This window comes from Fibrobacter sp. UWB13 (genome assembly GCF_900177805.1).
Classification (GTDB): Bacteria; Fibrobacterota; Fibrobacteria; order Fibrobacterales; family Fibrobacteraceae; genus Fibrobacter.
On the sequence record NZ_FXAX01000003.1, the window covers coordinates 55,592 to 69,802 of the forward strand.

General features: G+C 48.1%; 15 protein-coding genes. 3 read left to right on the forward strand and 12 right to left on the reverse strand.

What is annotated here, in order from left to right:
- The first annotated feature begins 157 nt into the window (after positions 1–157).
- Both B9Y77_RS12765 and B9Y77_RS12770 read left to right on the forward strand, forming a co-directional pair.
- Complete coding sequence (locus B9Y77_RS12765; RefSeq protein WP_085491910.1) at positions 158–1,231, forward strand: coiled-coil domain-containing protein; 1,074 nt, start codon at positions 158–160, stop codon at positions 1,229–1,231.
- Between the two features lie 77 nt (positions 1,232–1,308).
- Positions 1,309–1,755, forward strand: coding sequence for a hypothetical protein (locus tag B9Y77_RS12770; protein WP_085491911.1), 447 nt, complete (start codon positions 1,309–1,311; stop codon positions 1,753–1,755).
- An 80-nt stretch (positions 1,756–1,835) separates the two neighbouring features.
- On the opposite strand, the gene B9Y77_RS12775 is transcribed toward B9Y77_RS12770, so the two are convergent.
- The 5 genes from B9Y77_RS12775 to B9Y77_RS16065 all read right to left on the reverse strand — a co-directional run bounded on the left by B9Y77_RS12775 (position 1,836) and on the right by B9Y77_RS16065 (position 6,180).
- The gene (locus B9Y77_RS12775) at positions 1,836–3,296 is read right to left on the reverse strand and encodes a hypothetical protein (RefSeq protein ID WP_085491912.1); all 1,461 of its coding nucleotides are present in this window, start codon (positions 3,294–3,296) and stop codon (positions 1,836–1,838) included.
- 17 nt (positions 3,297–3,313) lie between these two features.
- Entirely contained in the window at positions 3,314–4,201 is an 888-nt protein-coding gene (locus B9Y77_RS12780; RefSeq protein ID WP_085491913.1) for a hypothetical protein, read from the reverse strand.
- Positions 4,188–5,021, reverse strand: a complete 834-nt coding sequence (locus B9Y77_RS12785; RefSeq protein ID WP_085492024.1) for a TIGR02147 family protein — start codon at positions 5,019–5,021, stop codon at positions 4,188–4,190. The genes B9Y77_RS12780 and B9Y77_RS12785 overlap by 14 nt, the downstream gene beginning before the upstream one ends.
- Positions 5,022–5,163: 142 nt before the next feature.
- Positions 5,164–5,853 (reverse strand): aspartate/glutamate racemase family protein, encoded by a 690-nt coding sequence (locus B9Y77_RS12790; RefSeq protein WP_085491914.1) that lies wholly within the window; start codon positions 5,851–5,853, stop codon positions 5,164–5,166.
- Positions 5,854–6,036: 183 nt separating this feature from the next.
- Positions 6,037–6,180, reverse strand: coding sequence for a hypothetical protein (locus tag B9Y77_RS16065; RefSeq protein ID WP_170861544.1), 144 nt, complete (start codon positions 6,178–6,180; stop codon positions 6,037–6,039).
- 250 nt (positions 6,181–6,430) lie between these two features.
- Between B9Y77_RS16065 and B9Y77_RS12795 the strand changes: the two genes are divergently transcribed.
- Positions 6,431–8,275 (forward strand): DNA topoisomerase IV subunit B, encoded by a 1,845-nt coding sequence (locus B9Y77_RS12795; RefSeq protein ID WP_073425076.1) that lies wholly within the window; start codon positions 6,431–6,433, stop codon positions 8,273–8,275.
- A 77-nt stretch (positions 8,276–8,352) separates the two neighbouring features.
- Here the strand turns inward: B9Y77_RS12795 and B9Y77_RS12800 are convergent, their stop codons facing one another.
- The 7 genes from B9Y77_RS12800 to B9Y77_RS12830 form a co-directional block, all read right to left on the reverse strand.
- A complete protein-coding gene (locus tag B9Y77_RS12800) occupies positions 8,353–9,417 on the reverse strand; it encodes a BspA family leucine-rich repeat surface protein (protein WP_254900033.1) in 1,065 nt (354 codons plus the stop codon).
- A 128-nt stretch (positions 9,418–9,545) separates the two neighbouring features.
- Positions 9,546–10,871: a hemolysin family protein gene (locus tag B9Y77_RS12805; protein ID WP_085491915.1), complete on the reverse strand. Its 1,326-nt coding sequence runs from the start codon at positions 10,869–10,871 to the stop codon at positions 9,546–9,548.
- The gene (gene ybeY, locus B9Y77_RS12810; RefSeq protein ID WP_012820391.1) at positions 10,864–11,349 is read right to left on the reverse strand and encodes an rRNA maturation RNase YbeY; all 486 of its coding nucleotides are present in this window, start codon (positions 11,347–11,349) and stop codon (positions 10,864–10,866) included. The genes B9Y77_RS12805 and ybeY overlap by 8 nt, the downstream gene beginning before the upstream one ends.
- Entirely contained in the window at positions 11,349–11,639 is a 291-nt protein-coding gene (locus B9Y77_RS12815; protein WP_012820392.1) for a hypothetical protein, read from the reverse strand. The genes ybeY and B9Y77_RS12815 overlap by 1 nt, the downstream gene beginning before the upstream one ends.
- A 61-nt stretch (positions 11,640–11,700) precedes the next feature.
- On the reverse strand, positions 11,701–12,468 hold the full coding sequence (locus B9Y77_RS12820; RefSeq protein ID WP_085491916.1) for a metal ABC transporter ATP-binding protein: 768 nt from the start codon (positions 12,466–12,468) through the stop codon (positions 11,701–11,703).
- A complete protein-coding gene (locus B9Y77_RS12825) occupies positions 12,468–13,343 on the reverse strand; it encodes a metal ABC transporter solute-binding protein, Zn/Mn family (protein WP_073425080.1) in 876 nt (291 codons plus the stop codon). The genes B9Y77_RS12820 and B9Y77_RS12825 overlap by 1 nt, the downstream gene beginning before the upstream one ends.
- Complete coding sequence (locus B9Y77_RS12830; RefSeq protein ID WP_085491917.1) at positions 13,343–14,134, reverse strand: HAD-IIA family hydrolase; 792 nt, start codon at positions 14,132–14,134, stop codon at positions 13,343–13,345. The genes B9Y77_RS12825 and B9Y77_RS12830 overlap by 1 nt, the downstream gene beginning before the upstream one ends.
- Between the last annotated feature and the right edge of the window lie 77 nt (positions 14,135–14,211).

Below are 14,211 nucleotides of genomic sequence, written 5' to 3' on the forward strand. Positions count from 1 at the left end.
TTACCTCGTTTTTTCATGGGTTTTAAGACCAGCAAAAAAGACTTTTCGAACAAAAACATCGAAATTTACGCAATTTCGCCACATTTCCAAAATTGGCACGGTTCTTGCTAAATACAGGGTGAAAACAAAAAATCCACCCACAACCATAGGAAGAATCATGAAATCAAAATTCATCGCAATCCTCACAATTTCTACGCTTGCCTTTTTTGCCAATGCATCTGCCAAGAGCGATGCCTCTGACATGAAGAGCGTCAAGGCCGAAATTACCGCTGAAATTTCAGCAGAAGTCCAATCCGAAGTTGTCGACAAGGCAGACTTCAAAAAGATGCGCGAAGAAAGCAAGGAAGCTCGCAAGGGTCTCCTCGACAAGATCAAGCTCGAAAAGGACGAAGCTAAGGTAGAAGCTCCGAAGCCGCCGAAGCCGGAAATCGAACCGCCGACCCCGAAGACGGAAGAAGAACTCCAGGCCGAACGCGAAGCTCACAAGGCTGAACTCGAAGCCAAGAAGGCCGAACGTGAAGCTAAGAAGGCTGAAGAAGAAGCAAAGCGTGCTGAACGTGAAGAAGCTTTGAAAGCTGAACGCGAAGCTAAGAAGGCCGAAATGGAAGCCAAGCGCGCCGAAGAAGAAGCTAAGCGTGCTGAACGCGAAGAAGCCCGCAAGGCAGAACGCGAAGCCAAGAAGGCCGAAATGGAAGCAAAGCGTGCTGAACTCGAAGCACAGCGCGCAGAACGCGAAGAAGCCCGCAAGGCAGAACGCGAAGCCAAGAAGGCCGAAATGGAAGCAAAGCGTGCTGAACTCGAAGCACAGCGCGCAGAACGCGAAGAAGCCCGCAAGGCAGAACGCGAAGCCAAGAAGGCCGAAATGGAAGCAAAGCGTGCTGAACTCGAAGCACAGCGCGCAGAACGCGAAGAAGCTTTGAAGGCTGAACGCGAAGCTAAGAAGGCCGAAATGGAAGCCAAGCGTGCTGAACTCGAAGCACAGCGTGCAGAACGCGAAGAAGCTTTGAAGGCTGAACGCGAAGCTAAGAAGGCCGAAATGGAAGCCAAGCGTGCTGAGCTCGAAGCACAGCGCGCAGAACGCGAAGAAGCTTTGAAGGCTGAACGTGAAGCTCGCAAGGCTGAAATGGAAGCTAAAAAGGCTGAACGCGAAGCACAGAAAGCAGAACGTGAAGCCCAGAAGGCAGAAAAAGAAACTGTAAAAGAAGAAAAGACCGTAGCACAGGTTGAATAAGGACTTTCCTCCTAAAAATCTGGGCGACGGGAGCATCCGTCGCCCTCTTTTTTCCGAGTCTTTTCAAGGTTAACGCTATGAGAAACGCAAACATACTTATTGCACTTTTGACTAGCTCGATATTCGTGGCGGTTCCGTTTGCTCAACCGGAATCCGATATCGCGACGCCTGCAGAAAGGTCTGAAATTTCGCAAGACGTTCCTGATCTTGGACAGAAACAGAAAGAAGACTGGCAACGCTTACGTGAAGAACGCAAGCAAGCACGGCAACAAATTCTCTCGGACATCAAGGCAAATGCCCATGCCGAAATCAAGGATATCCAGCAAGACATCAACTTGCAAAAAACGAGCAACAACGCGCTAAACGAAAACAAGAATATCGCGAAAGAAAATATTATCAACAAAGAAAAAGGGCAAATCGAAAAGAATCGCGACGAATGGGAAAAACAGCACCCAGAAAACCCGCCGTTCGATGTTCCACGTCCAAACGAACACATCCCTTTCCCTAAAGGTCCTAAATTTTAAGACCAAAGATTTGAATTTTACCAACCCACACAAAAGCGACGCCGAATGGCGCCGCTTTTTTTTGATCAATTTTTAGCTTATCACCACGCTGGCGGCGGAGCGTAGAGGAAGTGACCCGCGCTGCAAAGGAACACGCAGCCATCGATATCGCTAGGCTCGCCTTCGTTTTCGCAAGCGGTTCCGATTACAGGGCTTGACGGGCAACGCAGAGACGGGCGGTCGCAATCGACTTCTTCACCGCATTCGTAATACTTGAAGCGTTCCACCCACTTGTTATTGACGCAGATGTAGTTTTCGATTCTGAAACTATTATTGGATTCCACGATGCGGAGGTCTCTGCTAGATTCAGAACCGTCGCAAGGTTCGCTCAGCCACTTGTCATTGCAGTATCTATCGATGCCATACTTATTGCAAAGTTCGTATTCGCTATAGCCGCATTCAGGAGCAAGTGCGTTGCATACAGGAACCGCGCATCCATCCATTCCCGGTTCGCAATCCTTGACATTCAAAGACCAGTATCCCTGATCACACACAAATTCCTCACCTGTTTCGCAATCAAATGCAAATCTTTTTTCTACACCGCAAAAACCGCAACCAGGCCTATTACCATCGCATTTGATATCAGTGATGTGCTCGCAGATTTCATCGCCCATGCCGTACTCTCTCCACTTGCCACCTTCGCACTTGTAATGACCATTGAAGACACCTTCTTTAAAGCAAGCTTCGCAATATTCGAGTTTGCCCTGAGCGCAGAGTTTATTGTCGTCAGTAGCCTTGACTTCCCACGTTTCACCGTTGCAAACGTAAATGGCACCACTTCCACAATCGGCAATTTCCTTGATGCCATCCGGTTGGCAGAGACGGTAGCCACAGCCACCCATCCCCGGCTTGCATTCATCCGGTTTGACATTCAAGCAAGTCACCGGCTGCCAATTGTTGTTTTGGCATTCATAATTTGCACCTGTCACGCAGTCAACAGCGGTGCGGCCGTTTTGATCCACGCAGTTACCCTTTTCGGTCATGCCATCGTAATCCGTGATGTGCCTGCACGTTTCCACGGTTTTCTCTTCGCAGCAAACCGGCTCCTGAGCCCAAATCCCGTTACAGTGAGTCGTCCAATGACCATTCGGACACGTTTCAACGGAGCTAGAGCTCAACGGCTTTTGAGAAAATGAAGAACTGCTGTTTTTCACAGAAGAAGAACTTGCAACAACAGAACTGGAACTGTTCAATTCAACAGACGAAGAACTGCTCACGCAGAATCGGGTCTCGCCAAATTCGCAAAGCTGTTCGACTGTGTAACCGCACTCAGGAAGCAGTGCAGCACACTGCGAGCTGAGCGGGATATCGGATGAAGAGCTTACAGCAACCTCTGAGCTAGAGGACTGCGGAGCAGGCTGTTCAACTGCCGAGGAAGTTCCACCATTTCCTGCGTTGAAATCAGGACCGCTGAGAGTATCGTTATCGCATGCAACGACTGCGAAAGAGGTAGCCGCCACAACGGCAAGGCTCATCGCCTTGACATAATGATTCTTTTTCATGATGTTTTCTCCTTAATTTATAATTTCACCCATTCATTACCCGTTTTAATAATCGGGCAATTACCAGACAAATCCGCATCAACTTTTATATGTTCCGCTTCGGCATGGCTATTGAGTTCGCCACAGTAGTAGAACAGGAACCTAGACATTTGAGTTAAAGACAGCGCCTTACATTCGTGAGCCGGAATATCAAGCACCTTGATGGCATTCTCGGTAATTTCAGCAACGATATAGGCGGCAGTCAATCCATCGCTATACACATTGAACATATAAAGTCCACAATTTTCGTCCAAAGTTTCGTTCTTTATCGCACTGATGATTTGAGGATACATCGTGAACGCCATCGGGAAATATTCTTGCAGCAATTCGACATTCTGCTTTACAATTTTGTGCGGCCAAGGCGTATCAAATTCGGTCGTCATCGGCGGGTTCGGATTTTGCGGATCGCCATCTATGTTTAGATCAATCGATGTCGCCATGACGCCACTATCAAACGCATCCGATTCTTGATTGAGCAATTTCAAATAATAATCCAACGAAATATCTGGCTTTGCAGTACCTTCATTTGGTTTTTCGGAACTACTGGAATTATTATTCACATCAACACCAGTAGAAGAACTTGTGGCTCCAGGAGGCGTACTATTCGAGGACTCCACATAAGAGCTGCTCGATTTTGCAGAACTGCTCGAAATGGCGTGCGAGCTGCTGGATACGGCCTTCGAACTGCTAGACGATTTTGCAGAAGAACTCGACGATTCCTCTTCGGAGCTCGACGAAACTTTATAGGCAAATTCATTCGTCTCTTCGGACGTACCTGCAATTTTATCCGAAGAACACCCTACAAAGAAGCTCAGCGAAAAGATTACCATGAGCGTTATATATTCATACAAACTACACTTCTTCATTTTCGTTCTCCTTCACGTTTTTCGTCAGGGGGAATAACTGCAAATTCAAGCGATAAACTTGTTCAATATTCTTTTCTTCGGCGGCGATGGCAATAATCTGGCGACGGCATTCATTCAGTACACATTCGATTTTGTGGAACGACTCGCGCGAAAGCCCCATGGTCACTCCACTAAAATTACGAATTTCCTTCGGGAGTTCAAGCGCCGAAGTCGCAAGTCTGGACATTTGGCGGTGCATATTTCTCATGGCAAGTCGCGTTGCATCCGTCGTGCCCTTAATCGATGTTTCGGACTGGACAAAATTGTCTTCGTCTTTTTTCAGGAGTCCCGATTTCGTGAGGAAATCAAGGGAATCGCGAACTTCCGCAGCAGAAATTTGCGGATAACACATCTTCGCCATTTCGCCCGGAGTGGCGCCCGGCATAATCGGGGCAAGTTCCCTGACAACCGAGTTGTGCCAAGTATCGTAGTACTTGAAAAACTCGCCTTCAATCGTGCGGACTTTGTACGTCTTTGCGATGGAAAGCATTTCTTCGTAGGCGGCTTTTTTACTTTCTTCCGTCTCGGCTTGGCCGAACTTGACCATCGCCCTGAAATAATCCATCTCGAAACCAGCAAGTCCCATGGCGGCACCCGTGCGTTCTACACCGATACGGCTCAACTTGCTTTTACCGTCGCAAACAACCTTCATGTACGAGGGAGAACTGAATCCTGCGTTCTTGGAGAATTCTCTCCAGGAGAACGCGGAACAGCGCTTGCGTTCCTCGTAGTAATCTCGCATGAACATGCGGAAATCGGTATATTCGACAATCGGTTTCATATTAAAAAATATAAAACCGTATTTTTCAAAAATCAAGTCTTTCTATGCTACAAAATTAAAGATTTTTGCAAAATTTAAGCATTTTTCTAAAATTCTATCATAAAAATTTTGCATATACTACATCGTGTAGCATATAGAACAATCAACCCAGCGCTTGGCGGGCGGCTTCTTTGGCATGGATGATGGTCGTGTCGTACACAGGGAGCACGCTATCCTTTTCGGAGATGAGCATGCCGATTTCCGTGCAACCGAGAATCACGCATTCAGCACCACGTTCCTTCAAGCTCTCAATGATGCGCTGGTATTCAGCACGCGAAGCATCAAGAACCTTACCCAAGCAGAGTTCATTAAAAATCACGTTGTTCACAATTTCAATATCCGGAGCGTCCGGCACAATCACTTCGAGGCCAGCGCTCTTAAGGCGCTCCTTGATAAAGTCTTGCGTCATCGTGAATTTAGTGCCAAGCAGCGCGACTTTCGTAAAGCCATCGCGAATAACGCTTGTTGCAGCCGCATCGGCAATGTGCAGAATCGGAATATGAATTTCACGTTCGATTTGCGGGACCAGCTTGTGCATCGTATTCGTAGCAATCACGATAAAGTCCGCACCCGCACATTCAAGGCGCTTCGCCGCATCCGCGAGAATCGCCGCATTGCCATCCCAATTGCCATTGGACATGTTCGCCTCGAGTTCTGCAAAATCAACACTATACATCAAGATTTTTGCACTATGGAAACCGCCCAACGCGCTGACAATTTCTTTATTCAAAATTTCATAGTACGTGATTGTACTTTCCCAGCTCATGCCGCCAATCAAACCAATCGTCTTCATAAAATCCTCCGTTATCAATCATCAAAGGCTAATATTCATTAGCCAAACACAACGCAATAATAGCTAATAATTATTAGCACGTCAAATGGAATTAATAAAGATCCCAGCCTTCATACGAAGGCTCGAACATCATATAAACAAGGCCTTCCCAAAAGCCTCTTCAATAATCTATAAGCAAGAAAATTACGAAATAGCTGTAATGCCGCGATCTAACGACTGAAACAAGTCCTTCTTAGAAGCAGCATTATTGGAATTCACATTCCTCCCACTTTGCGCAAGCTGCTTCAAAAGTTTCAATCGTTCACGTGCTGTCTGGATTGCGTCCATATTCCATCTCCTTCAAAACACAACTCCCAACACACGTACAAAGATAAAATAATTTAACAAACTTGTCAATTAAACGAATATCGCCCATTTTTTACCATTCTACAAGATGCGCTGCGCCTCCACCCTTTAAAATTAATTTGCCCTAATGTGCAGTATCAATAATTTTTATATATTTGATCTGGCTTTATGGTTATAGTGAACCCAAAAGTCGTTTGCTATATATGGAATTGAATTTTAAAGAGATTGATTAATGGCAGCTACGAAATATACAGAAGACAGCATCAAATCCCTAGAGTGGCATGAACACATCCGTCTGCGCCCCGGTATGTACATCGGTAAGCTTGGCGACGGACAGAGCCCGGACGACGGCATTTACGTGCTCGTCAAGGAAATTATCGACAACTCCATCGACGAATTCGTGATGGGTGCCGGCAAGAAGATTGAAATCAACATTGACGACCATGCGGCTCGCGTGCGCGACTACGGGCGCGGCATTCCGCTGGGCAAGGTCATCGACTGCGTGTCGAAGATCAACACAGGTGGTAAGTACGATTCCGAAGCGTTCCAGAAGTCCGTCGGTTTGAACGGTGTGGGTACAAAGGCTGTGAACGCCCTTTCTACCAGATTCATCGTCAAGAGCTACCGCGACGGCCGCATGAAGCAGGCAGAATTCAGCCGCGGCGTGCTCGTACAAGACTATAAGGAATGCGCCACAAACGAAAAGAACGGTACCGAAATTTACTTTGAACCGGATGCTGACATTTTCAAGAACTACCGCTTCCTCCCAGCCTACATGGAAGAGAAGGTCTGGAACTACGCCTACTTGAACAACGGGCTTCAGCTCGTGATGAACGACAAGGTTTACACGAGCCCGAACGGCCTTTTGGATCTTTTGAACAAACACGTGGACGATTCCATCCGCTACCCGGTAATACACTTCAAGGGCAAGGATATCGAATGCGCCTTCACGCACGGTAACCAGTACGGCGAACATTACTACAGCTTTGTAAACGGTCAGCACACCACTCAGGGTGGTACGCACCAGCAGGCTTTCCGCGAAGGTCTTGTCAAAGGCGCCCGCGACCACTTCAAGAAGGACTTGGACCCGCAAGACGTGCGCAACTGCGTCATTGGAGCCATTTCCGTGCGCATCCAGGAACCAGTTTTCGAATCCCAGACAAAGACAAAGCTCGGCTCGACGACGGTCGCTCCGGGTGGCGCCCAGCTGCGCTCCTGGGTTGTGGATTACGTAGCAAGTGAGTTCGACAACTTCTTGCACAAGAATCCCGAAACCGAAAAGGCACTCCTCAACCGCATCACGCAAAACGAACGTGAACGTAAGGAAATTGCAGGCATCAAGAAGCTTGCAAACGAACGCGCCAAGAAGGCAAACTTGCACAACCGCAAGCTGCGCGACTGCAAGATCCACCTCACCGACGTGAAGAACGCGCTCAACCGCGAATCGATGATTTTCATTACAGAAGGTGACTCCGCATCCGGCTCTATCACCAAGGCCCGTAACGTGCAGACGCAGGCTGTGTTCAGTTTGCGCGGTAAGCCGCTCAACAGCTTTGGCATGACGAAGAAGGTCGTGTACGAGAACGAAGAATTCAACTTGTTGCAGCACGCACTCGACATCGAAAACGGTCTCGAGAACTTGCGTTACGACAAAGTGATTATCGCGACCGATGCTGATGTGGACGGTATGCACATTCGCCTTTTGCTCATGACGTTCTTCTTGCAGTTCTTCCCGGAACTCGTGGAACAGAAGCACTTGTACATCTTGCAGACACCGCTTTTCCGCGTGCGCAACAAGCAGGTGACCAAGTACTGCTACGACGAAGCGGAACGCGACAAGGCTGCAAAGGAAATCGGCAAGACCGGTCTCGAGATTACTCGATTCAAAGGTCTTGGCGAAATCAGCCCGGAAGAATTCGGACAGTTCATCAACGAGGACATGCGCCTTGAAACGGTGAGCATTCCGCCCGACGCTTCGCTCGGCAAGATGCTGGAATACTACATGGGCAACAACACGCCTATGCGCCAGGAACACATCGTGCTGAACCTGAGAGCTGAAGCAGTCGAAGAATTGTAGTTGATTCAGTAGACAGTAGGAGAAAGAAGCCCGCGAACACAAAAATCGCGAGCTTCTTCTTTTTTTAGGTCCAAAAATTAAAAAGGCAAATCTGCATCCTTATCCATCTCATCAATGTCATCGTTGAAATCGGGACAAGAATCCGGATCCATTGAGGCGAGTTCCACAAACCATTGAGGAAGACGATCTTCCAATTCCAAAACGGAATTATCAAACATATCCCTTACCTGCTTGGGATCCGTGATATTCCATTGTTCGAGATTTCCCTTAAACTGCGATTCGCAAAACATACAGTTCAAATCCGTTTTTTCAGAAACATTCCATGATGAAATATCCCCATTGAATTCGGATCGATAAAACATGTTCGACATATCCCTTGCATGCGAAACATCCCAGCCGCTAATATCGCCATTGAACCTGGATGATGCAAACATTCCGTTAAAGTCTTCGACTTTAGAAACATCCCAACCGCTAATATTGCCATTAAACACAGAAAGATTGAACATGTAGGACATGCAAAGGACATGAGAGGTATCCCACAAACTGATATCGCCGTTAAATTGGGAACGTTCAAACATAAAGCCCATATCACTCACGTTAGAAACATCCCAATGTCCTATATCGCCATTAAATTCCGAATCACAAAACATCAAACTCATACACTGCACTTTAGATACATTCCACTGGCTGATATCGCCATTGAATTTTGTGGCAGAAAACATCATATCCATATCTACCACATTGGAAACATCCCACTGGCTAATGTCACCCATAAATTTTGAGCAATGGAATGTACCTTTCATGTACTTTACATTGGAAACATCCCAGCCGCTAATATCGCCATTGAACTCAGAATCGCTAAACATAAATTCCATAGTTTCCACATGAGACACATCCCACTTACTAATATCACCATTGAACTTGGAATTAGAAAAAACACCGTTCATATTCCTTACGTTGGACACATCCCATTGACTGATGTCGCCATTGAAATTTTGGTTGGGATAAGAGAACAGGTCATCCAGTTCATACAAATCCGAGACATCGATAAAATTCAAATCGCAATTAGGACCAAGCTTTTCCATGTATTCATGGACGAGCTTTTTCAGATGTCCCAAATTTCTCGCTACAACTTTTTCCACTTTATAATCTCCTTTATATCCTTATTATCGTATGAACGTCTCGTATTGTAAAATCTGCGGAATTTTCGGCAAAAGAAAAAGCCCCGATTAGGGGCTTTCCTCACTTTTTTGAGATGCAACTTCGAGCTCTACACTTTGTGGAGTGTCTGCGTCTTGGGGCCTTTCACGCCAGCAGGGAGGATCATCATGACCTTTTCCATGCGGGTGCCATCCATGCGCAGAACGCGGAACGTGTAACCCTGAATCTTGACTTCGGCACCCGGTGACGGGATGATGCCAAGCGTTGCCTGGATGAGGCCAGAGAGCGTTTCCACGTGGGAATTCTCAGGCGGCTTGAGTTCCACATCGAGCTCGTATTCCAAATCCGAAAGCGTCATTAACGGGTCGAGAATGTAGCGTCCGTCCTTCAACTTCTGCACGTCCTCGTCTTCGTCCATGTCGTCTTCGTCGCGGATTTCACCGACGATTTCTTCGAGAATGTCTTCGAGCGTTACAAGGCCAGCCGTGCCGCCGTATTCGTCCACGACAATCGCGAGCTGGTTACCCGTCTTGCGGAGTTCCGTCAAAAGATCATCAATCTTCTTGTGGTACGGCACATAAACCGGCGGCATCACGAGCTTCATCAAGTCAAACGGCTCGTCGTGATGTTCCGTGTACCATTCCAAGAAGTCGCGGTTCGAAAGGATACCGACAATATTGTCGACCGTTTCCTTGTAAACCGGCAAACGGGAATGGCGTTCGTTGTTCAAGACCTTCACCAAGTCCTCAAGCGACGTGTCCACATCAATCGCGCACATGTCCACACGCGGAGTCATGATTTCGCGCACCGGAGTTTCCACGAAGTCGAAGATATTGAGGATCATCTGGCGTTCTTCTTTTTCAAGGCCTTCGCCTTCAGAGAGCGAAGCATCCGAGAGGTCCGCCTGCACAGCGTCACGGCGTTCTTCGGGCAAGAAGCTGAGCTTAGCGTCGTAACCCAAGGCGTTCAGCAACTTGAGGTAAATGGTATGGCAAACGCGTCCCACCGGCACGAACGGCATGCGGATAAGCCTGTACAGCGGCACAAGCACCACAGACAAAGTATCCGGCTTCAAGTTGCCAATCAAGTTCGGGCAGAAGATGGTCACTATATAAATCACGGCACAGGCGCAAAGCATGTACGCCATGATTCCGAGCAGCCAGAAGTCGTGCGTCCACTGCCACGGCGCATTCGAGAACAAATAAAATCCGAACACGCCAATGCCCACGTCCGAAAAGATTCGGCCAATGGAGACGGTTTCGTTGTAGCCTCGGTTTTCGACAATCTTTGCAATCTTCGCTTCGCGGTCCGTGCGATCGTGGTCTTCACGCTTGGCATAGATGGCGGCAAAGACTGCCTTGATTAAAGTAAACGATGCCGAAACTAAAAGAAAGAAAACGAGAAGAACAATCGCAATGGTGTTCGTATCACCCATTTTCCATGCTCTCCTTGTCCTTGTACGGATCCAGTCCCAAGAACTCGCATTCGCGGGCGCGCATCACCTTGCGGTCGGCAGCCTTGATATGGTCGTACCCCGACAGGTGGAGTAGTCCGTGAACAATCACGCGCTTCATCTCGGCAAAAAAGCTATTGCCGTACTGCGGGGCCTGGCGCTTGACCTGGTCCCTTGCGATGTAGATTTCGCCGAGCATCTCTTCTTCGCCCGGGATTTCTTCGTGCCATTCGAACGAAAGCACGTCCGTCACCTTGTCGAGCCCGCGGTAGTTTTTGTTCATCTCGCGAACGAACTCGTCGGTGCAGAGCACGATGTTGACGTTGTTCTCCGTGCCTTCTTCGGCAAGGAGCTTGCGGGCCATAGCTTCGAACTTATCCTTCCACGGGAAGGACTCGATATTCCCCTCGCACAGGAAATCGATAGTGTAGTCTTTCTTTTTACTAGCAGGGTCTGGCATTAAATGTTATACCACTTTTTTAAGACGTTGATAATGGCTTCGGCTTGCGCCTTGCCTGTAATCTTGAACTTGCCTTGGGGCTTAAACGTGCCTTGCATCTTGCGGTAACGGCGCAGAGAGACCTTCGGTTCGCTGAACTCGCCCGTTTTCGGGTCACGGTCCTGGTAGAAGAACATCACGGTCGGCCAGGCGCCCTTTGAAAGGACTTCCTTGCTCAATTCCTTGATGACGACTTCGCCGGTTTCTTCGTCAGTGTATTCGACGGTCAAATCTTCAACTTCTGCACTCATCTTTACCTCCAATGAAACACAAGTACTATACAATTATAACATTATTATGGAGCTTGTGGGTTCACACTTCGTGGTGATGATGCTCGCAGCAGCCACCGTGGGTATGGTCGTGGCTCCCGAGAACACGATGCGGCACCCCGTGGGCAATCAAATCGACCTCGCAGCCATAAGTGCTATGCAACATTTCTTCGGTCAGGTTCGCCCCTTCATGGTAATGCACAGAATGGTTCACGCAAACGACGCTTTTCACCTTATGCGAAAGAGCCATCAAGTCATGCGTCACAATCACAATCGTCATCGTCTCGCTGAATTCAGCAAGCATGCTATAAAGCGCTTCAATCCCAGCGACGTCAATATTATTGGATGGTTCATCCAAAAAGAGAATCTTCGGATTGCAGACAAGAGAACGTGCAATGAGTACGCGTTGGCGTTCACCGCCACTCAGTTCGCCCAAACGACGGTCCAAAAAGGCGCCAATATGCACACGCTCAAGCGCTGCCTTCACTTCATCCGACTTGGGAGAAAGCCCGGTCTTGCCAGTGGCAACGCACTCGCCCACCGTAATCGGGAAGTCGATATTCTTGTTCGTGTTCTGCGGCACATAGCCAATAGCCACTTTCTTTGTCGGGACCTTTTCGCCAAAAACGCGCACAGTCCCAGACGTCGGTTTCAAGAGCCCGACCATCAACCTCATCAACGTGGACTTGCCACCGCCATTCGGTCCGATAATAGCAACAAAGTCATTTTCGTCAATGGACAAGTTCACGTCCGTAAGCACGGGCGACTTTCCATAGCCAAAACTGAGATTGCTTATATCGATAGCAGACATTACTTCTTGCTAGCCTCTTTAAGAGCTTCGATGAACTTACGGGTATTGCCAATGAAATCAGCATCGAGCGGATCCGTTTCAACAACGACGGCATTCAAGTCCTTAGCAATAGTTGCAGCGGCGCGCTTGCTAAACTGCGGTTGCACAAATACGGTCTTCACGCCATTCTTGCGTCCCATCTTGATAAGTTCAGCCAAATCCTTCGGCTTGGGTTCCTTGCCATTGACCTCGATAGCGTACTGCTTGAGCTTGCAATCCTTGGCGAGATAACCGTATGACGGATGGAACACAATAAACGAACGACGGGCAATAGGCATATTGATAACGGTTTCGTTCAGCTCGCGTTCAAGCTTGCTCAAAGTTTTCTGGGTTTCTTGGATTCGGGAAATGTAGTACGTTTCATGTTCAGAATCTATCTTTTTGAGTTCCTGATAAACATTCTGCGCTAAGATTTTCACGCGATACGGAGAGGTCCAAATATGCGGATCGAGTTCTTCTTCATGATGATGACCATGAGCTTCGTGTTCATGTTCTTCCATCTTCATCCATTCCATATTTTTTGCAATATTAATGACCTGAACCTTTTTGTTGGCGCCCAGGAATCGAGGCAGCCAAGCCTTGTCCAAGCCGGAACCATCCGTGAAATAAATCTGAGCGAGCGAGAAAGCCTTGATAATCGCAGGCTTCGGTTCGTAATTGTGCGGATCAGCACCCGGAGGCAAAAGCGTCACCACATTCACGCGAGAACCACCGACCATCTTTACGAGAGTTGCATACGGCTGCAACGAAACAGCAACCGTAATGTGTTCATCGCCGGCAAATACAACGGCGGGAATCACGACGAGCAGGAACAAAAGACGTGCAATATGACGCATTATTTTTTTCCTTCTAAAAAGGCGTTGAAATCAATTTCACTAACGTTATTGACAATAAATTCGGGTTTCACGTCGAGATGCTCGACATCCGACATTTTCGATTCGCCACACAAGGGCAACACAAAACGGCAGCCGGAACGCTTTGCCAGTTCAAAATCCGTATAGAGGCGGTCACCCACAAACAGGATTTCTTCGGGGCGGTAAAGCTTCAAAAGTCCAGAGAGCATCGCCGGGTTCGGCTTGCCAAAGCTCATCTCGGGTTCGACACCGTAAGCCGTCTTGAGGAGAGCCATGAAGCTTCCGATATCGGGCACCGGACCGCGTTCGTCAGGGCAAACGAAATCCGTATGCGTGACCCAGAACGGGATACCGCGCTGCACACGGAAAGAGAGTTCGCAAAGTTCTCGGTAATCAAAGCTGTTGTGGTAAGCGACAAGCACCAGCTCGGTTTCTTCGACCGAAGGGCGCAAATTGAGACTCGGGTCCTGCGCCGCAAACCATTCGTACACTTCCGGGTTCGCAAAGAAAAAGACGTTCTTGATCTTGCGTTCGTGAATCGCATCGAGCGAGAGGTACAACGCCGAGATAATGGAATCATCAGCCAGCGGAAGCCCCATGACCTTAAGGCGGTTCTCGTAAAAGACCGGAGACTTGCTCGTATTGTTGCTCAAATAATAGACCGGCACGCGCTTAGAGACGCGATTGACCGTTTCAACCGCACCTGGGTATGGGCGGCCACTCAAATAGAGAGTTCCGTCTAAATCGAAGACAACAGCTTTTACTTTTTTCACGGGATGTAATATAGAAATTTAGTCTTTAGTTTTTAGTCGCTAGTCATTCGTCTATAGTGATTTGCTGTTTGGTTTGC